Origin of the sequence: Emticicia sp. SJ17W-69, from assembly GCF_051209875.1 — a bacterium.
Classification (GTDB): Bacteria; Bacteroidota; Bacteroidia; order Cytophagales; family Spirosomataceae; genus Emticicia.
The window spans coordinates 1,319,585-1,342,261 of the sequence record NZ_JBNTQY010000001.1 but is presented as its reverse complement, the minus strand read 5'-3'; the positions used below and the strand labels follow the sequence as shown (position 1 = coordinate 1,342,261).

The 22,677-nt window shown below is 34.5% G+C and carries 16 protein-coding genes; 9 read left to right on the top strand and 7 right to left on the bottom strand.

Annotated elements, in window-relative coordinates; translation table 11 throughout:
• Nucleotides 1-15: 15 nt before the first annotated feature.
• Nucleotides 16-1,011, top strand: a complete 996-nt coding sequence (locus tag ACQUQZ_RS05515; protein ID WP_435353774.1) for a GRP family sugar transporter — start codon at nucleotides 16-18, stop codon at nucleotides 1,009-1,011.
• A gap of 174 nt (nucleotides 1,012-1,185) precedes the next feature.
• On the top strand, nucleotides 1,186-3,339 hold the full coding sequence (locus tag ACQUQZ_RS05510) for an O-antigen ligase family protein (protein WP_435353773.1): 2,154 nt from the start codon (nucleotides 1,186-1,188) through the stop codon (nucleotides 3,337-3,339).
• Between the two features lie 39 nt (nucleotides 3,340-3,378).
• Here the strand turns inward: ACQUQZ_RS05510 and ACQUQZ_RS05505 are convergent, their stop codons facing one another.
• The 3 genes from ACQUQZ_RS05505 to ACQUQZ_RS05495 all read right to left on the bottom strand — a co-directional run bounded on the left by ACQUQZ_RS05505 (nucleotide 3,379) and on the right by ACQUQZ_RS05495 (nucleotide 6,734).
• The gene (locus ACQUQZ_RS05505) at nucleotides 3,379-5,535 is read right to left on the bottom strand and encodes a 3-coathanger stack domain-containing protein (protein WP_435353772.1); all 2,157 of its coding nucleotides are present in this window, start codon (nucleotides 5,533-5,535) and stop codon (nucleotides 3,379-3,381) included.
• A 64-nt stretch (nucleotides 5,536-5,599) separates the two neighbouring features.
• Nucleotides 5,600-5,914, bottom strand: a complete 315-nt coding sequence (locus ACQUQZ_RS05500) for a LytR/AlgR family response regulator transcription factor (RefSeq protein ID WP_435353771.1) — start codon at nucleotides 5,912-5,914, stop codon at nucleotides 5,600-5,602.
• A gap of 205 nt (nucleotides 5,915-6,119) precedes the next feature.
• Complete coding sequence (locus ACQUQZ_RS05495) at nucleotides 6,120-6,734, bottom strand: response regulator (RefSeq protein ID WP_435353770.1); 615 nt, start codon at nucleotides 6,732-6,734, stop codon at nucleotides 6,120-6,122.
• 253 nt (nucleotides 6,735-6,987) lie between these two features.
• Between ACQUQZ_RS05495 and ACQUQZ_RS05490 the strand changes: the two genes are divergently transcribed.
• Entirely contained in the window at nucleotides 6,988-12,009 is a 5,022-nt protein-coding gene (locus ACQUQZ_RS05490; RefSeq protein WP_435353769.1) for a 3-coathanger stack domain-containing protein, read from the top strand.
• A 128-nt stretch (nucleotides 12,010-12,137) separates the two neighbouring features.
• Nucleotides 12,138-13,925 carry an ABC transporter ATP-binding protein gene (locus ACQUQZ_RS05485; RefSeq protein WP_435353768.1) on the top strand — a complete coding sequence of 596 codons (1,788 nt, stop codon included), beginning with the start codon at nucleotides 12,138-12,140 and terminating at the stop codon, nucleotides 13,923-13,925.
• Nucleotides 13,926-13,998: 73 nt separating this feature from the next.
• Here ACQUQZ_RS05485 and ACQUQZ_RS05480 read toward each other — a convergent pair whose 3' ends face one another.
• Nucleotides 13,999-14,490: a hypothetical protein gene (locus ACQUQZ_RS05480; RefSeq protein WP_435353767.1), complete on the bottom strand. Its 492-nt coding sequence runs from the start codon at nucleotides 14,488-14,490 to the stop codon at nucleotides 13,999-14,001.
• Nucleotides 14,491-14,743: 253 nt separating this feature from the next.
• Between ACQUQZ_RS05480 and ACQUQZ_RS05475 the strand changes: the two genes are divergently transcribed.
• From ACQUQZ_RS05475 to ACQUQZ_RS05460, 4 genes are all read left to right on the top strand, one after another.
• Entirely contained in the window at nucleotides 14,744-15,439 is a 696-nt protein-coding gene (locus ACQUQZ_RS05475) for an ABC transporter ATP-binding protein (RefSeq protein WP_435353766.1), read from the top strand.
• A gap of 60 nt (nucleotides 15,440-15,499) precedes the next feature.
• Nucleotides 15,500-16,450, top strand: a complete 951-nt coding sequence (locus tag ACQUQZ_RS05470; protein ID WP_435353765.1) for an HlyD family secretion protein — start codon at nucleotides 15,500-15,502, stop codon at nucleotides 16,448-16,450.
• Between the two features lie 164 nt (nucleotides 16,451-16,614).
• Complete coding sequence (locus ACQUQZ_RS05465) at nucleotides 16,615-17,733, top strand: ABC transporter permease (protein ID WP_435353764.1); 1,119 nt, start codon at nucleotides 16,615-16,617, stop codon at nucleotides 17,731-17,733.
• A 138-nt stretch (nucleotides 17,734-17,871) separates the two neighbouring features.
• A complete protein-coding gene (locus tag ACQUQZ_RS05460; RefSeq protein WP_435353763.1) occupies nucleotides 17,872-19,188 on the top strand; it encodes a TolC family protein in 1,317 nt (438 codons plus the stop codon).
• Nucleotides 19,189-19,244: 56 nt separating this feature from the next.
• Here the strand turns inward: ACQUQZ_RS05460 and ACQUQZ_RS05455 are convergent, their stop codons facing one another.
• Entirely contained in the window at nucleotides 19,245-19,934 is a 690-nt protein-coding gene (locus ACQUQZ_RS05455) for an HAD family hydrolase (RefSeq protein ID WP_435353762.1), read from the bottom strand.
• Nucleotides 19,935-19,971: 37 nt separating this feature from the next.
• The gene (add, locus tag ACQUQZ_RS05450) at nucleotides 19,972-20,982 is read right to left on the bottom strand and encodes an adenosine deaminase (protein ID WP_435353761.1); all 1,011 of its coding nucleotides are present in this window, start codon (nucleotides 20,980-20,982) and stop codon (nucleotides 19,972-19,974) included.
• Nucleotides 20,983-21,113: 131 nt separating this feature from the next.
• Between add and ACQUQZ_RS05445 the strand changes: the two genes are divergently transcribed.
• Complete coding sequence (locus tag ACQUQZ_RS05445; protein ID WP_435353759.1) at nucleotides 21,114-21,755, top strand: Crp/Fnr family transcriptional regulator; 642 nt, start codon at nucleotides 21,114-21,116, stop codon at nucleotides 21,753-21,755.
• 27 nt (nucleotides 21,756-21,782) lie between these two features.
• Here the strand turns inward: ACQUQZ_RS05445 and ACQUQZ_RS05440 are convergent, their stop codons facing one another.
• The gene (locus tag ACQUQZ_RS05440; protein WP_435353758.1) at nucleotides 21,783-22,664 is read right to left on the bottom strand and encodes a helix-turn-helix domain-containing protein; all 882 of its coding nucleotides are present in this window, start codon (nucleotides 22,662-22,664) and stop codon (nucleotides 21,783-21,785) included.
• Nucleotides 22,665-22,677: the final 13 nt, after the last annotated feature.

The window sequence follows — 22,677 nt, the reverse complement described above, 5'->3', positions numbered from 1 at the left end:
CTAAATTCAAAAACCATGTTTATCATTCAAGATTATTCACTCGCTGTTGTTTTCACCATCGTTACGATGCTCTGTTGGGGGTCTTGGGCAAATACGCAAAAACTTGCCTCAAAAGACTGGCGATTCGAGGCATTTTACTGGGACTATGTACTGGGAATGCTATTGATGGCAATCATTATTGCTTTAACTTTTGGAAGTTTTGGAGAAGGCGGTCGAAGTTTTATAGAAGACATTAAACAAGCAGATGCTCAAAGTATTCAATCAGCAATGATTGGAGGTGTGGTTTTCAATGCTGCTAATATTTTATTGGTTGCTGCTATTACTATTGCTGGAATGTCAGTGGCTTTCCCAGTAGGCATTGGTTTGGCTTTGGTGATTGGTGTCATTGTCAATTATCTTGATAATCCAGTTGGTGATAAAACCTTACTTTTCGGAGGCATGGCATTGATTGTTTTAGCAATTTTATTAAATGCCAATGCCTATCGCAAAATGCAAAGTGGCAATAGCGGAGTTTCTACCAAAGGCTTATTGCTATCAGTTGTTGCAGGTATTCTAATGGGCTATTTCTATAAATACGTAGCTGCCGCCATGTTCCCTGATTTCAATGTACCAGAGGCAGGCAAACTCAGTCCATATACTGCTGTTTTCTTTTTTGCGATTGGTGTTTTATTGAGCAATTTTATATTCAATACACTACTAATGAAGCGTCCATTTGAAGGAAAACCCGTCAATTATAGTGATTATTTCAAAGGGTCATTCAAAAACCATTTGATGGGAATTTTAGGTGGGATGATTTGGTGTAAAGGAATGTCATTCAATATCATCGCTTCGGGCAAAGCAGGCCCAGCCATTTCGTATGGATTAGGACAAGGAGCCACAATCGTGGCAGCTATCTGGGGAATTTATATTTGGAAAGAGTTCAAAAATGCACCCAAAGGCACATCCATGATTCTTAATATTATGTTACTCTGCTATGTTATTGGCTTAGGAATGATTATCGCTGCAAGGTAATCGAGTAAATTGACGTTTATCTATAATTTTTTTATAAAAAGCCCATCAAAACTTGGTTTTGATGGGCTTTTTATTGGTGTAAAAGACCGTAAAATAAATTTGAGATAAAATTCTCCCACACAATCGTAATTATACTGAAATTACACTTTCTTAAATTTACTGCTTCATAAGTATATGCATACGCTGACCCGATACACCACCGCTGTTTTTTTATTTTTAATTTTGCTCATCCCACTTATTTTTGATAGAGCTGGATTTTATGGTTATGTAGTTCCGAAGGCTCTTTTATTTCAAGTTTCAGTGCTTTTGTGTGCAATAACATATCTGCTCTCTGATAAGAAAAGTTGGACTTTTTCCTATAATAACCTATCTCTTTCGATTGCTATTTTTGGAACTATTACATTGATAATAAACCTATTATCTTATGATAGTTTATTCAGTATTGGAGCAACTTTTGAACGAATGGAGGGAGCAATTAATACAATTTTATTATGTCTATTTTTCTTTTTGCTTGCTGCCATTTTGAGAAATGAAACCAATCAAAAATATGTTTTTATGATGATGCTTATCGTTGCTTTTGCGGTAGCTATTTTTGGTATTTTGTCAGGTGAAAAGTTTGCAGGAAGACTCATTTCTACTATCGGAAACCCAGCTTTTTTATGTTTTTATTTAGCCAATCATCTTTTCTTAATCGCCATATTTTATCTCAAATATAAGCCTCAACATAAATGGATTCTATTGATTGGAATCATTGTTCTCATATGGGCCATTTTTCAGACACTTACTCGGACATTTTATATGGCAATCTTGCTTTCAGCAATTGCTATGCTAATCCTTTATATTTATAATTTGATAAAAAAAGAAAAAAGAGTTAAAACACTAATTATTAGCACTTTAACTCTTTTTTTCTGTACTATAATCTTTTACTTTATTAGTCAAAATACTTGGGTTCAAAAAAATCTTCCTATTGGTAGATTGACAAATATAAGTACGCTTGATTCTCGTTTTTTGGTTTGGAAAATTGCTTTTGAAGGCTTTGCCGACCGTTGGTTTTTGGGTTGGGGACAAGAGAATTTCACTTATGTTTATGCTAAATTTTTTAACGCTAAATTAGCAGAAGACGGAGTATGGTACGATAGGTCGCATAATGTTTTTTTAGATTGGTTTGTAGCTGGTGGTTTGCTTGGTGGTTTATGCTATATTGCTATATGGATAAGTGCTATATTGAGTATTTGGCGTTCAAATTTTCATCAATTATTAAAAATCTTGCTAACTGGTTGGCTTTTCTTCTACTGTTGCTTTATTTGCTTTAATCCTGATAGTTTGGTCAACACTATCTTTTCTATGATTATTTTAGCATTTATTTATCTGAATAGTCCCAAAAAAGATATTAATATCTTGAGTATCAACAAATATGATTCAATCATCAATCTATTATTCATTGGCGTTTTAGGTACCATTTTCTATCAATTTACCTACCAAAATATTCGTTCGTATTGGGTTTTCTCCAAAGCTATCACTGAACCAACAATCGAAAACCTCATCGAATTATCCAATAAAACCTATACTATTCGTTCAGCAGTAAATCTTAATATGATTGAACAATTGACTTTTATGCATCAAACTGTTCTTGGAAGTCAGCTACTCCCCGAACAAAAACAACTATATACTTTAAGCGTCCAAAAACTTATAGAAAAAGAGATAAAAAGACATCCGCCATCAGTCAAAATGCTTGAATTAAAATCAATGATTGAATTGAATATCAATGATTTATCAACAGGGAAGCAAACCTTGGATAAAATGATAGTATTATCTCCCAATTATGTTTTAGCTTATATGCAAAAAGGAAGAGCTGCCATCAGTCAGAGTAGATTTGATGAAGGAATAGCTAATTTTGATAAAATTATTAAAATAGCTCCACAATATGTTCCTGCTAAACTTTATAGACTATATGCCAAAGCTTTAAAAGACTCAAATTATGATATAGATAGAGAATTAAAACAAATACCTCCAACCGAAATAGCTAATAATATCAAGCTTTTGAGGGAAATTTTTGATAGTTTAGGTAAGCCAGAGGGTTTTGTAAATTGGATTTGGAATGGCAATTTAATGACTGTTTTTATGCCAAAACAAGTCTATTTTGAGTGGATTACCACAGCATTTCAAATTGGGGATTTAGAAAAGCTCAGTAAGATGCTGATTATCTATCGAGACAACTATGAATGCGACAGTCCATTATTAGAACAAATACCATTAGATGCCCAAAAAGGAATTGCACCAAATCAAGCCCTTGAACAATTATTTTTAGCTTGCCCCAGTGCAAGATAATGGGAGGAGAACTTAGCTCTCCTCCTATCTTTACGATGGCTAATTACAACCTCCAACCGATGCTGAAAATATGGTTCCTGAGTTGGCAATAAAACCAGGTGAAAGCGAAATACTTTTTGCTTGGTATGTAACTTTCGTACCACTTCCAGTTATCCAATTCGATGCTACAATTACCCCACTGGTGGCCGATGCTTGCCACAATGTACCATTTATTGTTGGATTTGTAGAAATATCATTAGCAGGATGAGCTAAATTAACAGCTGCATTACAGGGGTTTACTATCACCTGAATGGTATTACTATTTGGACTTGTACAAGTACCATTACCACAAGTTGCGTTATAAGTACCTGCTGTTGATACCACCAAGCTAAAACCAGTTGCACCAGTTGACCATGTTACGGTACCATTACAATTAGTTGCTTGCAATGTTACAGAAGAACCAGAAAACAATGTAACAGGTGATGCAAGCTCAGTACATACGTTAGGGTTGATACCATTACAAGCCTTAATGCTTGGCGTTGCAACTGCGAGCGTGCTTGTTGTGTTAACTGTGGCACTTGAAATAAAACAATTTCCCCCAGGCAAATTACTGTAAGTTGCATAGAGTTGATACTCACCTCCAGAATTGGCCGAATATTGATTTCCAGTTCCAAAAGGAGCAGGAATGATATTAGAATTAATTGCCCATTGAAACGAAACATTGGTATTGGGTGTACTACTGGCTGTTAAGATTGTTGGATTACATATTGTAGAGCCCACTGTTTTGATAATGTCCACGCTTGGAGGACTCAAAATTAAAGTATCACTCGCTGAGCCAAGACACGTTGTGCCTGTTCCACATCGTACTGTAATTTTTAATGCAGCTGGTTTACCCAAAAATTGTTTACTATAAAAAATAGCACTGTTACCAATACTACTACCTGTTTCCCCATAAGAATACTTATAACTCCAGTAAGGTTGTTGTTCTGGAGTACAGCCACTTGCAAAAAAAGTAACCCCATTACTTGGACAAGCATACACTGGACTTGGCACTGGTGTATTAGAAATAGCTGAATTTGTAATTATCGGTTTTCCTGCTGGTGCCGAACCTGAATTAGTCACATTTATTGGTGCTGAAGTAGCTGAACAACCATTTTTACTTATAGTAAGCGTATAAGCCCCCGGCCCTTGTGTTGCAGTAAAATATGCACTCGTAGCCCCGGCAATATTTACAGCATCCTTTTTCCATTGATAAGTGGGTGTCCCAGCACCTTGGAAAAATTGATAATCATAATTCCAACCCATACTTACCGAATTACCAGGACAAACATTAGTAGGTGTATTGGCTGTAATAGTTGGCGTTGGTAAATAGTTTACTTGAGGAGCATAACCATAACTTGTACAACCAGCAGGAAATGGAGCTGGTAATTTTACCATTACATTATAATTGCCCGAACTATTGGCCACATAAGATTGATTAGTTGCTAATGAAATATTATTACCACTATTTTGCCATTGATAAGTGGGCGTCAAAGGAAATGGCGTTGAACTTGCATTATAAATCTCTGCGGTAAATGTTACAGTATTTCCTGCACAAATAGTTGGGTCAATGGTCAGAGGAGTCACCCTTACTTTCCAAACAGGTATTTGAACCATGTTACTTGGCGTACTTGTACAAGAAGAGCCATCCCAACACTCAGCATGATAATTGGAAGTATTAGATGGAAAAGCACTATAAGAAGTACCTGTACTTTGAAAAACACCATTTTGGTACCATCTAACAGAGTTGGCTCCACACCCAACAGCAGTCATTGAAACACTGCTACAACCAATAGTTGAAGATACATTGGCTGTTGTAAACGCAATCGTTGGAGTAGGTAGTACTGGGCAAGCTAGTGCAAGTCTATTCGCCTTGTTGTTAGCTTCAATTGTTTCTTCTGGTGTAGATAAAACAACTTCTTCTAAAGGAGCTGATGAAAAACTTAAATATTGTTCTGTGAAGAAACTTATCACATTTTCTGGAAAAGATTCAATCGGTGTAGGCTCTTCCGTTTTTCGCTTTTTCTTTTTGGGTTTATCATCTATTTTCTTTTCTATCTTGCTTACCAATTGGTAGCTTTCCACATTGGGCTGAGCATTATCCTTCCAATATTCAATGCCCTGATTGAGAGCAAGAATACTACTTGATACAATTAAGACAGGGATAAGTTTTTTCATATTTATTTTATAGGTTTAGAATTCTGAAATTATTTAATGTTAAAAAATCAATCGGTAGATTGACTTATATTTGATTAAGTTCAGCTCGAAGAGTACGATTTTTACGGCGAGAAAGTAAGAAGGTTTGACCATCATCAAGCATGACAGAACTATCAAGGTCATTATAGGCTTTGATAAATTTTTTGTTCAAAACATATTTTTTATTGATTCTTAAAAAATCGTTTGATTCTATTTTTTCATTCAGTCTTTTGATGGTAGTTGACGAAATAATACTCTCGTCTTGATTGGTATGAATGATTGTGTAGTTGGTATCTGCTTGTAAGTATCGAATATCATCAAGCAAAACATGAACTTTTTGAGTTACGTAAAGTGCTTTCATTAGTAAGGGGATTTGACTGTGAATATCATCAACAAAGTTTAATACTTTCTACCCACATTCAAATACCTCATAAATGTATATATTATAAGTATTTTTTGTAATTTTTCTACACCAAAAGTGTAGTAACCAAAGCTCTATATAAGCAAAAAAATCTGACACAAAAATTTTGTATCAGATTAGATTCACTTTTACACTTCTTAACCACCTATATATTTTGTTTCCAAAACCACCTAATCATGTCTTCGGTTTTAACAAAACCTAATTTTTTACGAGCATTATCAATATGTTTACGTACTGTTTTTTCAGAAATTGATAATTGTTCTGAAATCGTTAAAGGATTCATTCCTTCAATACGGCAATATAAAATCTTATTTTCTTGACTTGACAATGAATGATTGACATTCGCCCCAGCCTCAAGACTCTCTCTTATATCTTCACTTATGGCTTTTTTATTTTGTATAACCCTTTGAATGGCCATGGTTAATGAGCCTTCTGGTTCAGTTTTTAGTATATACCCATGTATATTCTCTAATACTTCTTTCACATAAGAAAGACGTTCTTCTTGCGTATATAGTATAATTTTTAGTACCGGGTATTTAACTCTCAATTTCTTAATAATACTTTGTGTGTTGCTTTCTCTAAACCAATAATCAAGTACCAAAACATCTACCCTATTGCTGATTAGCTTCTTTTCAATTTCCTCAATATGTTGTGTACAGGCGACTACGATTAAATTCCTGTCATTTTCTAATTCTGCAGAAATCCCCTTCAACATGGAAGGATGTTGGTCTGCTAAAACTACATTTAGTGGCTTATTCATCTTTTTTAACAGCAAATTAATATTTATTAAAACTACTGATAATCAAAAAGTGAAGCAAGGCTTTTTTATTATACGGTACAACTACTTCATTTTCTATACAAATAGGGGTATTTGTTCAAAGATTTATACCCATTTGATAGGCCATTCTATCTTCAAGCAAAACAAACGCTAAACAATGGCACGACCGTTAAATAAATTCTGAATTGATTAAGGAGTTTTTTTTTTAATTTTATCAACAAAAAAGTGCTAAATAATGAATAAAATATACGTTTGCTGCTTTATAATATTCATTTCTGAATCAATTTTTGCTCAATCATTAAGTGTTTCCTTTAATGGAGAAACAATTTGCAAGGCAAAAGTTGAACAGGTCGCATTTTCTTCAACAGGTACTTTTAAACAAGGTAATTTTTTTAAAATTCAACTTTCAGACTCCTCTGGAAATTTTAACAAACCCATCGAAGTAGCTCGATTTCTCAATGCCTCTCTTCAACGCATTGCTTTTGTTTTACCCGATTCAATCTACTTAGGTCATAAATATCGCATACGAGCGGTGAGTACCGATCCAATCATCATTAGCGAGGATAATGGCACAAATTTATCTGTGATTGATACTTGCAAGATTTCTGCTTCGCCAATTATTACATTACAAGAGCTAAGTTCAAATCTTATTTGTACACCTACAACCGCTTCAATCAATTGGGCAATTACCAATGGGACTTTTTCAAATACCAATTTACTTACGATACAACTTTCTGATTCAAGTGGAAGTTTTCTGCATCCATATAATTTGGCTACTGTTTCTGCCAACGCACTTACTCAAAATGTATTGATTCCTGCTAATTTTACGGAAGGCACCAAATACCGAATACGTGTCATTGCCACTAACTCAAGTGCGATTAGCAATAAAAATGGAACAGATATTGCTATTAGAGCAAGCCCCAAACCATCGATTCAGGTAGTTCCAAGTAACTCATGCTTAGGAGATGATATAAAAATCATCGTTAGTGATAGTGTATCCAATCAATCCACTTTTCTGTGGTCAGGAATTGGAGTTGGAACAAATGATACATTAACAATTAATCAAGCTGGGATTAAAAATGTAGGAAATTATATTGTTCATACTTCTAAAAATGGCTGTACTATTTCTACTTCAAAACAATTAATTTTATCGAATTGTAAACCCAATTGGTCTTGGGCTTTAGCTGATACTTTTTGGACAAATACTTTCAATTATCCATCTACTATTGTTGATTCAGAAATTGATAGTACAAATAATTTATATATTGCTGGTTTTTTCTCCCAAAAAATGAGTTTGGGCAATATCAGTATCAATGCTATCGAAGGAAATAGTGCCTTCTGTGACAGCACCGAGAAAAGGACTGGTTTTTTGGCTAAAATCACATCAGATGGGCAATTAGCTTGGTATAGAAAATGGAATACTTTGACTGAAACAAGCGACTATCAGTACTGTGATTTGACAATTGATCATGGTCAAATATTTATTGTTTCTGAGTTTAACGCAACATCTCCTTGTAGCATTACACCTGAAAATCAAGCCTCTTTAGTAATAACTGATGAAGAAAATTTCTCCTTAGGTTCCATTCTTGGTTATTGTCGATATGCCATTCCTAATATAACACCAACGCAGTATGAATATAGGTATAAAGGAAAATTCGCTTGGATTGCTAAATTTGATTTAAGTGGAAACTTAGATATTTTGTCAAATCTAACAAGTCTAAAAACTTGTAGCAACTCTCCTACCAGCTTTGATGCTCAAGCAACTTATGGTTTAGGGAACAAAGGTTATTATTCATTAAAGGCAAAAAAAGGAAAACTTTGGTTGCTTTACACATGGCATCAGGGACTTCCAAATATACTAAAATTTATTGATGGGAACCAATATAGCAATGAAAATGCGGGGTTAGTGATGGCCGAATTAAAACCTTCTAACTTGAGCATCATAAAGCTTGAAAAAATAAATGTAAATTCACCTAATGGTGCGTTAGGTTTCTCAAATCTTGATATTGATTCTCAAAATAATGTAATTATAACTGGTTCAAGTGCGACCACTGGAATTGGGACTGCACTTCAAGTTAATTTTGGCACAAATCAACTTAATTTTAGTAATGCAGGTTACTTTGTAGCAAAATATAATACCACTGTGAATCGCTGGTCATGGGCTAAAAAATCACAACTTACTCAAGTAAATATTCATTCAACACCTGCTCCAAACCTAAAAATTGATTCAAAAAATAACATTTATTTGAGTTTCTCCTTAAAACCGGCCAATGGCGGAAGTTTTGCAGGCTTAACTTTTCCAAGCACACCCAATGGTTTTGATAGTACGCAAACAGTTGCTTTGCTGAAAATAAATTCAGGTGGCAATGCTCAATGGGTCAAATTCAATAATCATATATTGCAAGAAGGAAGAAATGCTTTAGGCATGGATTTACAAGACAACATCTATTTTACCTCTTATTTAAAAAATAGCAATAGTTCTGAGTATTTTTTAATTGACAAGCATCGCTTACAACAAAAAGATCTCACTACTATCAGCAATACCTCTGGAACACCATTTGTAGCAATCTATAATCCTTTAGGAAATTTGGTGGGTTCGATCAATAACATCAAAGTTTATAACGCTGTTTTAATCAATGGTTTGGCTATAGATTCATCAAAAAACATCATTTTTATTGGACAAAACTTTGGAAAAGCTTCATTTGGGCAAATTAATTTAAATACAAATTTTAGCAATCAGTCTAATCGTTTGGACAATAGAAAAAGGGCATTTATTACTAAAATAAGCAATACACAGAGTATTGTTTTAGATAGTGTTTCTTATCGGATTTGTGCGGGAGGGCAAGCTCAAATCAAATTCAACACTTTGGGGGATTTTAAAAATAATACAACATTTAGTGTACAATTAATTGGTATTAATGGCTCTCAAGAAGGAAAAATTGTCGAAATTGCAAATGGTGACCATAGTCCCATATCTTTTACCGTCCCTGATAGCTTAGCTGAAAATACCTTCTATGTTCGAGTGCTGACGACTGATAATCAGATTGTTGGCACTTTTCGAACCGATAATACATTCGTAGTCAATAGTGTTCCCAAACCTGTGATTTTAAGTAATACTTTGGGACTTATTTCTCCACAAAACATCTGCTCAACCAATCTAAGTAACTTCAGAATTCAAGGTTCTGGAGGACCACAAGGAATTTTGAAGTTTAATAACAATACTGTCTATACTGGTCCAAATATTGATTTTCAACCAACACAGTCAGGGGTTTTTACTATTCATTGGACAGCCAATGGTTGCACGGGTATTAGCTCAGATTTAGTAGTAAATATTTACAATAAATTATCTGCTCAATTAACTGGAAATCAGGTAATTAGCGTAATTGGATCTCCTGCATATTTATCATTACTTGTAGATGGAGGAGGAGATTATAACGTGAATATTTCTGGTTTGGCTCCATTCAGTTCTGACAAATCATTTCAAACAATTGCAGTAACACCAACGCAGAATACCAACTATAGCATTATCTCCATATCTAATGTTTGTGGAAATGGTACTGTGACGAGTTCAGCAAATATCTCCATTTGTCCCGATTTAGTTCAACTACAAAATCCAAACGACAATTACAGTTCTGGTACTATTTTGAAAGAAACCAATAATTCTCATGGTAAAATTATTGCTAATAACATCATTTCAAATAAAGCAAACGTTATCTATAATTCTGGCCGAGAAATTATCTTAAATCCAGGATTTTCAACAAGAGATAGCGTATCTTTCAAAGCCGAGATTAAAGGATGTAAAGCTCTTACTACGGCAACTGACCCCGATTTCAAATTGGGTTATCAAGTTACGTATGGAACAACCGACCAAATCATCCTAGAAATGACTGAGTTTGCAAATAAAGGAGCAAATCTATTTGGAACAACTATTCGTTTGGAAGAAGTTTTTAAAAGTCTTTCTCAATTTAATGAAACGAATCCCGACTTACTTAACCAATATTGGAGTAGGTTTGATAAAATTCTTGGTCATGCCAATAATGTTTATGATTATATAGCGATAAGAATCGCTGTCGATTATGATGACACAAGGTATTATTTTCAGGAAAGAGACGAAACTGACCCCAATCAAAATGTATATAATACTTTTGATAATGCTCTTTTTGATCTATTTGGCGGAGAAATCATTCAAGACCAATTTGGAAACCCTGCCAGAATTGGCTATGGTTCAGGGCATGGTTCTTTCGCTTCTACTTCTGCTAAAACGAAAATGAAAGGCTTTGTTCAGAAAATTATGGATAGATATTATCCAATTTTAGGTAAAAAATTATATTGGGTTTCAGTAGTTACATCAGCACAGTTTGAATCAGGTTTTAATTATGAAAATGCGTGGAATGGTTTCAACTTTACTAATCCACACACCTGCGAATATGACTACACACTCGCCAATGTCAATCAATTTAGAAGCTGGTTAGTCAATGAGCGATATGCAGGCTTGGCAGGGTTAAACACAGCTTATGGCACAAGCTACCTCACACAAAGTCAAATTCAGCCTCCAAAAGTAAATGTTCGTTCTTTGGAAGAGATGTTTGGTAATGATATACGTAATATGTATAATAGTGTTTTATTTGAAGATTGGTATCACTTCAATTACAAACAAATGAAAACGTTTCTAGTATCGTGTAAAGAGCTTGTCAAAGAGAAAAATGCTTCTATCAAGTTCTGTTTTGAGGCTGGATCAAATACCGACCAACTAAGTTCAGCTCGAAAAACCTTTAATATTCCCGATATAAATACCTATGCCGATGTATTGAAAACAACTTTTCAAACGAGTAGTTTTTCTGGCATAAAAACTTGGGATGCAGATGTAGTTCGCTCAAACTTTACTGGTGAAATTGAGACCGAAATCAATGAAGCAGATGTAGTTACGATTGGTGGTATTACTGATCCAAGTATAGTAAAGCAGAAAATGTTGGAATATTCAAAAATTGCTTACTTAAATCATGCAAAAGCTATCATTTTTATTGCTAAAAAAAGCACCCAATACTATAAAAACTCCTTAGATGCTTTGGCAGAATTCAAAACTTGGATTGATAATCATACCGAACAATTGACATTAGGTCAAACAATCAATGTGAATCTCTCTCAACTAATAAAAAATTTTTCAGCAGCTATAGCTCCATTCAATGCCATTGCACCTTCATTACCAACAAATGGTTATCAGAATCGACCAAAAATCATCATTAATCCTAATAATTGACAGTCAATAGAAGGGTGAATAACGAAATTTCATAGTCATTTATGCAACAATTTTCTAAAAATCGTTGTTAGAAATAGTGTAAGTATGCTAAAAAGCAAACAAAACTCTAAACTCAGCATTCAGAACTCTTGAAACACCTCGCTTATCTCAACAAATACTTTTTTAAATATAAATGGTACTTGATTTTGGGTATCATTTTTACCATCGTTTCCAATCTTTTTGGTATTATTCCTGCTCAAATTGTACGCCATGCACTCGATTTGGTAAAAGAAACGATTGATATTTATTTCCTTTTTGATAATTCTCAGACGCAAAAAACCATGTATGATGTTTTTACAACAAGCATCGGTATTTATGGTTTGTTGATTTTGGCGATGGCAATCTTAAAAGGGATTTTTCTTTTCGCTGTTCGTCAAACCATCATTGTGATGTCACGTCATATCGAATTTGACTTGAAAAATGAGATTTATGCTCATTATCAAAGTCTGCCTTTGAGTTTTTATCGCCAAAATAATACAGGAGATTTAATGGCAAGAATTTCAGAAGATGTCGGAAAAGTGAGAATGTATGTTGGACCATCGCTCATGTATCTGATGAATATGTTTGTGTTGGTGGTTTTGGTTTTGAGTTATATGTTTTCGGTCAATACTCGTTTAACTTGGTGGGTTTTGCTACCAATGCCTGTGCTTTCGGCAAGTATTTTTATGGTAAGTACCATCATGAATAAACGCTCAGAAGAAATACAGAAAAGCCTTTCCAACCTTTCTACTTTTGTGCAAGAAGCTTTTTCAGGTATCCGAGTGCTGAAAGCTTTTGCTCGTGAAGATGATTCTGCCAAACGTTTTACTACGGAAAGTGATATTTATAAATCAAAATCTTTGGCTTTAACTCGTGTAGATGCTCTCTTTTCGCCAACAACTGCTCTTTTAATTGGTTTAAGTACGGTTTTGTGTGTGTTTGTGGGTGGACAAGAAATCATTGCAGGAAGATTAAGCCCTGGCAATGTTACTGAGTTTATCATGTATGTGTTTATGCTCACTTGGCCACTCATCGCTTTGGGTTGGACATCGAGCCAAATTCAACGTGCAGCAGCTTCACAAAAACGTATCAATGAATTTCTAAATATCAAATCGGAGATTGTTTCTACGAAAAATATTACGAAAAATATCGAAGGAAATATCAGCTTCCGAAACATTGATTTTATCTATCCAGATTCAGGAATTCAAGCTTTGAAAAACTTCAATCTTGAGATAAAAGCGGGTGAATCAGTAGCTATACTTGGCACGACAGGTTCGGGGAAAAGTACAATTGCAAACTTGATTGTAAGAATGTATGATACCACCAAAGGCAACATACTTTTTGATGACATTTCAATAAAAGACTATAATGTCCAATATCTTCGTAGCCAAATGGGATATGTTCCACAAGAAGTATTTTTGTTTTCGGATTCGATTATGAATAATGCTAAATTTGGTTCACCAAATTTGACAGACGAGCAAGTGATAAAAGCAACGAAAGATGCCGATTTGTATCAAAATATCATGGATTTTCCTGAGAAATTCAACACAAAATTAGGAGAAAGAGGAATTACACTTTCGGGCGGGCAAAAGCAAAGATTATCTATTTCTCGTGCCATTGCTCGTGAACCTAAGATTTTAATTTTAGATGATTGCCTTTCAGCAGTTGATACGAATACTGAAAATATCATCTTGAATAATCTACAACGTATCATGCAAAATCGTACTTCTGTTATCATTTCGCACCGAGTTTCATCAGCCAAATTAGCTGACAAAATCTTGGTTTTAGACAATGGTGAAGTAGTTGAAGAAGGTACACATGATACACTTTATGAAAAAGGTGGAGCGTATCGTGAACTATATGAAAAACAGTTGCAGACCGAAGAAGTTGCACAGTAGTTTTTATCAATAAACGCATAAAAAAACCTTACAGGATTGAAAAAATCCCGTAAGGTTTTGGCAATTCTTAATATCAATATCTTCTATTATATCTGTCATTATAGCGGCGGTCGTCGCTACGGTCATTACCACGATTATTTCTACTGAAATCATCATACGTTATACGGTCACCGTCACGTTTTTCACGATTGATCCAACGATTCAAAACTGTCAAATCTTCAATTAAATCTCTACGTTCACGTGGGTCAAGCACGCCATCACGTTTGTAACGATTTTCTTTGTACTCGATATGCTCTACTTCACGCAATAACTTTTTCGATTCATGTGATGTAATACGTCCACTTTCAATTCCAAAAGCAATTTGGCGACGAGCTTCACGTTGGTAACTATCAATGCGATCATAATTATCACCTCGTCGGTCGTCTCTCCTGTCATAACCCCCACCTCTGTTGTCATAGCTACCACCTCTGTTATCATAGCCATTGTCTCTTCTGTCATTTCCTCTTTGTGCATTGGCCACGGCAGCACTTGCTACCAACATTGCCACAATCATTAGCTTTCTCATAGTTTTATTTCGTTTTGGTTTTCTTTATTAAGTTTTCTAAATTATTGAAATCTAATACTTAGATGCAGAACCATCACAAAAGGTTTACTTGTTATTTTGTTAATGATTGTTAATGGGAAAAATAGCTCTAAAACCATGTATATTCAACAATACTGTTCAATCTCATAATTATGGACTATATTTATAAGCTACATTTGAGTAAAAAAAACACTTACGCTCAAAAGTTGTTTTATATTAAAAGTCTATATAAATAATGATTGCAGAACTAAAAGGTGCAGGAAAGCAATATCAAACTGGCGACCAAGTTATTGTGGCTCTTCAAGCAACTACATTAAAACTAAATGAAGGTGAATTAATGCTTATCATTGGGCCATCTGGTTCGGGCAAAACCACACTTCTTTCCTTGTTAGGGTGTGTGATTTACCCGTCTTTTGGTGATTTATGGGTAGATGGAAAACATATCAACGACCTCAAAACCAATGATTTAGCCAAACTACGCCTCAATACTATTGGTTTTGTGTTTCAAAGCTTCAACTTACTCGCTCCACTCAATGCCGAAGACAATGTGGGTTTACCCCTAAAACTTCAGGGAGTTACCAGTTCCGAAATTAAAAAAAGGGTACAAAAAGCCTTAGAAGTTGTTGATATGACTGATCGACGCAAGAATTTACCTAAAGAACTTTCGGGCGGTCAACAACAACGCATTGCCATTGCAAGAGCTTTAGTAACCAATCCCAAACTAATTCTTTGTGATGAACCAACTGCATCACTTGATAAAGATTCTTTGGGAGTTGTCATGAACGAACTTCGTAATTTGGCAAGACAAGGAAAATCAGTGGCAGTCGTAACGCACGACCCTCGTTTGCAAGAATATGCTGACCGAGTTGTGGAAGTAAAAAATGGCATTGCAACTGAAATTTTCAATCTAACTAAAGAACAGCCTAATTAAAACAAGTTTTTATTCATTAAAAATATGAATTGTCAAAATCAGATAATAGCATTTAAAAGTATGAGAAATTACATCATATCTATTCTCACCATCGCAGTTTTGGCTTCTTGTGGTAACAAAGCAGAAAAAGAAGCTGCTGAAAAAGCCAAAGCCGATTCTCTCGCAAAAGTCCCAACAACCAATAATCAAATTTTGGGTGTGGCACGTATCGAGCCTGAAGATGGAATTTTGAATTTCACAGCGGGTATCAATGGCAAAGTACTGGCTGTTTTAATCAAAGAAAATCAAATTGTGCAAAAAGGGCAAAGTTTATTGACTATTGAAAATAGTATCGAAAATGCACAATTGTCACAATCAGAAAGTAAAATAGCAACCCAAAAAGCTGCTATTGCTGTCAATCAAGCCAATCTGGAAGCAGTCAAAGTAAGTCTAAAAAATGCTCGTGACAGTTATGAACGAAACCTACGCTTATTTGAAGGAAATGCCCAAACAAAACAAGCCGTTGATGATAGTAAAGCAACAGTTGATAAATTAGTAAAAGATGTAGAAACTGCCACTGCAAATATTGAGCAATCGAAGAGTAGAATCAACGAATTACAAGCCGATATCGGTTATTTTCGTACTTTGGTTAATCAGAAAAAAGTCAATGCTTTGATTTCAGGGAAAGTACTGAAGGTTTCAGTAAAAACGGGAGATTATGTCAATAATACAACACAAATAGCCGAATTTGCTCCAACTGGCTCTCTCATTGCCAAAACCGAAGTTGATGAACTTTATGCCGAAAAGATACAATTAGGACAAAAAGCCTTCATTATTTCACAAACAACGGGTGATACGCTTGCTCATGGCTCGGTCAGTTATGCTGCCGATTATTTGAAACAAAAATCGCTTTTCAAGGACCAATCAACTGAGCAAGAAGACAGGCGAGTACGTGATGTATCAATTCGCTTAGAATCTGGCAAAATGCCGCTAATTGGTAGTCGAGTGGATTGTGTGATTTTATTGAAGTGAGCAAGCGGTTAGCTATTAGCATTTAGCCGATAGCTATCAAAAACGTTATTTTTAAGGAATTTTGATTATTTTAAATGCAATATTCAACAAATTCAATAATAGAAAATAAACATTTCCAAAAAGCTAATAGCTAATAGCTAAAAGCTAATAGCCAAAATCCAACCATGTTAAACGAAGCATTCAAATTTATGTGGTACGACAAAGCCAAAATGTTTGGTATTTTGTTCGGCATTATCTTGTCCGTTTTCTTAATTGGACAACAACTCGGTATTTGCTTTTCACTTCTCAACAGTACTATATCTTTGGCACAATTCAACCAAAACTATATTTGGGTGGTGAGCGATAAAAGCCAACAAGTCAGCGATTTACCACTACTTGACATGAGAATTTATCGAGAATTGATGAGTATATCAGGCGTAAAAAAAGTCAATCAATTAATTGTTGGTGGAGGAAGTGCCAAGTTTAGCAATGGCACAAAAACCAATATCACAATGATAGGCACACAAGCTCCCTCCTATGCAGGTGGGCCATGGAATTTTGCCATCGGCAATCTGCAAGATTTACTGCAAGAAGGAGCTGTTATAACAGATTCTTATGATGCCATTTTAAAGAAAAACATCAAAATAGGTGACCACTTTGAGTATAATGGCAATCGGGTGGTGTTGGTTGGTCAAACCAAAGGAGCAAAAGGCTTGGGTGTAGCTTATGGTTTTACGACTGTTGAACGGGCCAGAAAACTCTGCAAAGTACCAACAACCAAAGCCTCAGCTTTTTTGGTGGAATGGCAAGATGGAGCATCAATCGAACAAGTAATAAATGCCATAAACAAAGAAATCCCAGGTGTGAAAGCTCGTGATGGAAAAACTTATACTGACGAAAGTCTCAAATATTTTGCTTTAAATAGCGGTATTGTAGCATCATTTGGTCTTTTGGTAGTCTTTGCTATCATCACAGGTTTCGCTATTGTTGGCCTTACTATGTTTTCGGCAGTCAATGACCGCATCAAAGATTATGGTACTATCAAAGCAATCGGTGGCACCAATGGTGTCATTAGGAAATTGATTCTATGGCAAGCAACTATCTACTCCATTGTTGGTTTTATTGTTGCCTATTTCTTACTTTTTGGCTTCGTGCAAGCCACTAAAACCAGTTTAAATATTCAAGTTACTCTCGGCTTAATTGTTTTTCTGATTGGTGTAACTCTATTTATTGCTATTTTGGGTAGCCTTCTTGCCATGCGAAAAATAACAAAACTCGAACCAGCGGCTGTGTTTAGAACATAGTACCAAAGCACTATCAAGCGTTTTGATTGAATTTTAACATCCAAACTAAACAGTTTAATAGTGTATTTTTTCCGTTTTAGATAGAAAAAAATCATTCATTCAAATAAGGTTTTTAGATTTGAGAAAATATAGAAAAATATGAAAAAAGTAATTTTCGGCATTGTTATATATACCACTTTTTTGCTGCAAGGAAATGAAGTTTTTGCTCAAAAAATAACGCTCAACGAGGCAATACAAAAAGGTATCGAAAATCGGATTGAGTTAAAGACCCAAGCCTTGAATATTCAGATTGCCAATAGCGAAAATGATAAAATCAAAGCAAAATGGCTACCACAAGTCAGTGCAAGCGGTGATGTAAGATGGAATACACAACTCCAAACTACGGTTTTACCTTTTGCATTACCAGGTTCGAGCGAGTCACAAACGATTGTGCGTTTAGGCCGTCCGTTCAATAATACCTTTGCTTTACAAGCCGAGCAGAAAGTGTATGATGCCAATAAAAAAATCGACCGTTTGGTGAATGATACACAAACTGAAGCTCAAAAAAATACACTTGAACAACAAAAACTCAATCTCAAACAAAGCATTACTGAAGCCTATTTTTCGGCAGTTTTCAATAAAGAAAAACTGCGTTTATCTGAAATTGCTTTGCAGCGTGCCAACGCTTACTTAGATGCGGCACAAGTAAAATTTGAACAAGGTACTATTCTAAAAAATGATTTAGATAAATTTACACTCGATGTAAGTAATGCGAAATTGACTCAAACCAAAAATGTTCAAGATTATGAATTGAGCTTAGTCACACTACAATATCAACTCAATACTGGCGATAAGCTTGAGCCAGCCGAAGACCTTACGTCTATCTTGAATTACTCACAAATTATTGAGAATCAATTCAATACAGAAAAAAGAACAGAAGTAAAAGCAGAGGAACTGAACCTTCGATTGAATGAATTGAATGGTCAGAAACAAAAAATTCGTAATTTACCAACAGTATCCGCTTATGGAAATTATTCTGCATTTCAGATTTCTGATACTTTCAATCCATTTGCAAATAAAACTTGGTTTTTATCAAATTATTTAGGCATTCGTGCCAATATTTCAATTTTTGATGGAAAGCAGGCTAAACTTTCGATGCAAGATTTTTTGGTTCGTCAGAAAATTAATCAGCTAAATATGGAGCGTTTAAAAAATGATTTCAATTACGAATCGAAAAGTACTTGGAATACTTTACAACAATCTAAATTGAATTTGGAAGAGGCGAAGAAAAACATCACGCTCGCACAACAGATTTTAGAAACTGATAAATTCAGATTTGAGAAAGGTGTAATCATCATTTCCGATTTAAAAAATTCTGAATATTCATTACAAAACGCTGAAAATCAATACCTTAGCAGTATATATAACTTTTTGGTAGCAAGTGTGAGATACAAAAAAGCAAGTGGCAATTTGTGAGATAAATCTCTATCATTTTAAATGCCGTCGGTTAAAACCGATGGCATTTAAAAAAACTACCCCAACAAAAACGGCAAAATCTCATTAATGGCTTCTACTTTCTTGAAATTCGGACTATCAATATTATGTTCAACTTGTTCATAAGCCCAAGTGGTATGATAGGGTACATGTACTCCATGCCCACCAAGAGCTAACACAGGTAAAACATCAGATTTGATGGAATTACCAATCATCAAAAACTCTTCAGGCTTAATGTCCAAATGTTTGATAAGTTTCTCATAATCAGGCGTTTTCTTTTCACTCATAATTTCGATATGATGAAAATAATGCTCAATACCAGATTTTTTGAGTTTACGTTCTTGGTCGAGTAAATCGCCTTTCGTAGCTACCACAATTCGACATTTTGATGAAAGAGCTTGCAAAGTCTCCTCAACTCCCTCCAACAGTTCGATTGGTTTTTCTAAAAGTGCCTTTCCATTTTCAATGATTTTCTCTAAAACGCTCACATTCAGCGTATTATCTGTAATTCGGAGAGCAGTTTCTATCATACATAGTGTAAAACATTTTACACCATATCCATAGAGCGGCAAATTCTGTAATTGAGTTTTGAAGAGTTCTTGCGAAATAGTATGATGTGGCAAATAATCTTCAAGCAAGGCACAAAATTTATTTTCTGTTTCCAAAAAATAGGGTTCATTTACCCAAAGGGTGTCATCAGCATCAAATGCAATTACTTTAATGTTCATTGGTTTTTGTATTGTATAACAATTGTTAAAATTATTATTAGCGAACAGAATGTTCGCTCCACATCATTTCTATTTTTTTGATTAAAATAGCTTTTTTCTCTGATGAAATAAAAGCGTGTCTAATAGCTTCGAGATTACATTTTAAAAACTGTTCTTTTTGCCAGTTAAAATATTTCTCTAAAGTTTCGTATTCTTGCCTTAAATCAACATTCGAAATCGTTCGGGCATCGGTGTTGATACTCATTGAAACGCCACTTTTATAGATTTTATCCACAGGATGATTTTCTATTTTATCAACCACATTGGTTTGCACATTACTGGTTGGACAAACTTCGAGATGAATATTTTCTTGTTTCAGAAATTCCAATAAATTAGTATCTTCTGTACTTCTAACACCATGCCCAATGCGGCTTGGATGAAAATTTTTCAGTGTTTTCCACACACTTTCAGCACCTTTTGCTTCGCCAGCATGAGCAGTTACGTGCAAATTCTTCTCTTTAGCATACGCAAAAGCTTTCAAATGATTGTCAATCGGAAATCCAGCTTCGTCAGCTGCTATATCAAACCCAATAACATTTGTACCCTTAAATTGCTCAACTAATTTCACTGTTTCCATGCTTTGAACCTCTGAAAAATGACGCAAAGTGCATAAAATCAGTCCAGCTTCTACACCTGTTTGTTCAATGCCTTCATTTATTGCTTCATTGACTATTGAAACAACCTCAGTTGGTGTCAAACCTTTGAATGTATGCAAAAGTGGAGCGAAACGAATTTCAGCATAAATTACAAAATCGTTTTTCAGTTGGTCAAATAAATCAAGTGTAACTAATCTTAGTTGCTCACTGGTTTGCATCAGATTACAACCACTGACGGCACGAGTGATATAATCGGCTAAATCGGTGCATTTTGCAGGTGCTATAAATGATGCTCTATATGTTTGATAATTAATCGTTGGGTCAATTTTATGAACTACGTCAAAACTCAAACAACAATCTAAATGCAAATGCAATTCTACTTTTGGTAATTTTGAATAATCTGTATTCTTCATTGATAAAACATAGAGGGAAATTATTAATTTTCCCGAAAACATGACCAAAACAATGACAAGTATTGTTTAATTTGGCAAAAATGCAGATTACATTTGCCATAGAAAAGGACATTTGTCTCGAAGAGTAGAAAATGATAAGATACAATCAAGAATTATTAGCGTATATTTCTCAGCTGAGCCATTCAACGAGCTTTATTTCTGAAAAAAAACTACCTCAAAAAGAAAGAATTATTGTACAAGGTGAAAATATCAGCAACTTATATATCATCAAAAGCGGGATTGTAAAATGTTTTATCACCGAAAACAATGGTAAAGATTATATTCTTGAATTTTTAGGTGAAGGAGAAATTATTGGTGAATTAGAAATTTTCAATAATAGCCAAAGTCTTACGAATGTCGAAACATTGACTGATATTGAAGTTTTCAAGATTCCGAATCAGTATTTTATTGAGCTTCTACAATCAAATTGGAACTTAAATTATCTAATTTTAAAAGAACTCGCCACACGAGTAGCACAAACTGCGAGCAGGGCATCCTATCAGCAAAACTATCCTTTAGAATATTCAATCCTGAAACTTATCTACCTTTTTTCGGTGCAGCCGCTTAAACTTAACAAACAAGATTTAGCCGATTATTTGGGGATTACTGTTCGTAGCCTCAACCGAACTTTATTAAATCTTCAGCAAAAAGGAATTATCGAAGCCGAAAATTTAAATTTAATTATTGAACAAAAGGATATAGCAAAAGTGCTAAATTTATTTGAAAGAGGGTAAAAGATAAATGGAAATTTCGAGAAAAGATTAAGCTAACGCACGGGCAAAACCCACCGTATCTCGATATGTTTGTGGCGATACATCAGCATTATTTTTGAAAAATCGGCTAAAATAATGTTCATCTTCATAGCCCAATTCGTAGGCGATTTCTTTGATTGGTTTGTTTGTTAAATACAATTCTCGTTTTGCTTCAATGATAATTCGTTCTGAAATTAAGTCAGTTAGCGTTTTATTAAAGTGTATTTTAGTAATTTTTGCCAAAGCTTTGGGAGTAATATTCAATAAATCAGCATAGTCTCTCGCCGAATGTTTCAATTTAAAATGTATTTCAATAAAATTCTTTAAATTTTGAAGAATAAATGGTTCTTTGCTATTTGAAAGATTATCTTGTATTTGTGTTTGTTGCTTAACTTTCAGTCTTGTAGCTGTTATCAAAAATATTTTCAAATATGAAACCAAAAGTTCATATTGTGCCAAAGCCAAATTTTGCATTTCGGTTTTCACCTGCTCCAAAACCATCTCAAATATTTTTTTTGATTCATCATCAACCAACACAAACGGTGGACTATAAACATTGTTATATAAAATACCATTCGTAGCTATTTCTTGTTGGTGTTTATGAATACAAAAAAAATCAGCATGGAAATGAATAGTGATACCCTCTATATTTTCGACATTGGAAAACATAAAAGGTTGGTACGGTGCGAAAGAAAATAAAGTGTTTTTTTCAAAACTATATTCCGAAAAATCTGATTTTACCTTTCCAGTCCCTTCCTTAATCCAAATCAACGAGAAATAATTAAGTCGTTGTATCTGGTCAAAATGGTTATTTCCTTCAAACGAAAACAATTTAAATGCAAGATTACCATTTTGGGGATTGATTAAAGTAAAAGAGTTTTGATTAGTCATTATTTTTTTGCGT

Coding starts and splice junctions, on each gene's coding strand:
- ACQUQZ_RS05445 (WP_435353759.1), top strand. CDS start 21,114: ATGATAAGATACAATCAAGAATTATTAGCGTATATTTCTCAGCTGAGC.
- ACQUQZ_RS05495 (WP_435353770.1), bottom strand. CDS start 6,734: ATGAATAAGCCACTAAATGTAGTTTTAGCAGACCAACATCCTTCCATG.
- ACQUQZ_RS05470 (WP_435353765.1), top strand. CDS start 15,500: ATGAGAAATTACATCATATCTATTCTCACCATCGCAGTTTTGGCTTCT.
- ACQUQZ_RS05515 (WP_435353774.1), top strand. CDS start 16: ATGTTTATCATTCAAGATTATTCACTCGCTGTTGTTTTCACCATCGTT.
- ACQUQZ_RS05500 (WP_435353771.1), bottom strand. CDS start 5,914: ATGAAAGCACTTTACGTAACTCAAAAAGTTCATGTTTTGCTTGATGAT.
- ACQUQZ_RS05440 (WP_435353758.1), bottom strand. CDS start 22,664: ATGACTAATCAAAACTCTTTTACTTTAATCAATCCCCAAAATGGTAAT.
- ACQUQZ_RS05505 (WP_435353772.1), bottom strand. CDS start 5,535: ATGAAAAAACTTATCCCTGTCTTAATTGTATCAAGTAGTATTCTTGCT.
- add (WP_435353761.1), bottom strand. CDS start 20,982: ATGAAGAATACAGATTATTCAAAATTACCAAAAGTAGAATTGCATTTG.
- ACQUQZ_RS05510 (WP_435353773.1), top strand. CDS start 1,186: ATGCATACGCTGACCCGATACACCACCGCTGTTTTTTTATTTTTAATT.
- ACQUQZ_RS05480 (WP_435353767.1), bottom strand. CDS start 14,490: ATGAGAAAGCTAATGATTGTGGCAATGTTGGTAGCAAGTGCTGCCGTG.
- ACQUQZ_RS05455 (WP_435353762.1), bottom strand. CDS start 19,934: ATGAACATTAAAGTAATTGCATTTGATGCTGATGACACCCTTTGGGTA.
- ACQUQZ_RS05460 (WP_435353763.1), top strand. CDS start 17,872: ATGAAAAAAGTAATTTTCGGCATTGTTATATATACCACTTTTTTGCTG.
- ACQUQZ_RS05475 (WP_435353766.1), top strand. CDS start 14,744: ATGATTGCAGAACTAAAAGGTGCAGGAAAGCAATATCAAACTGGCGAC.
- ACQUQZ_RS05465 (WP_435353764.1), top strand. CDS start 16,615: ATGTTAAACGAAGCATTCAAATTTATGTGGTACGACAAAGCCAAAATG.
- ACQUQZ_RS05490 (WP_435353769.1), top strand. CDS start 6,988: ATGAATAAAATATACGTTTGCTGCTTTATAATATTCATTTCTGAATCA.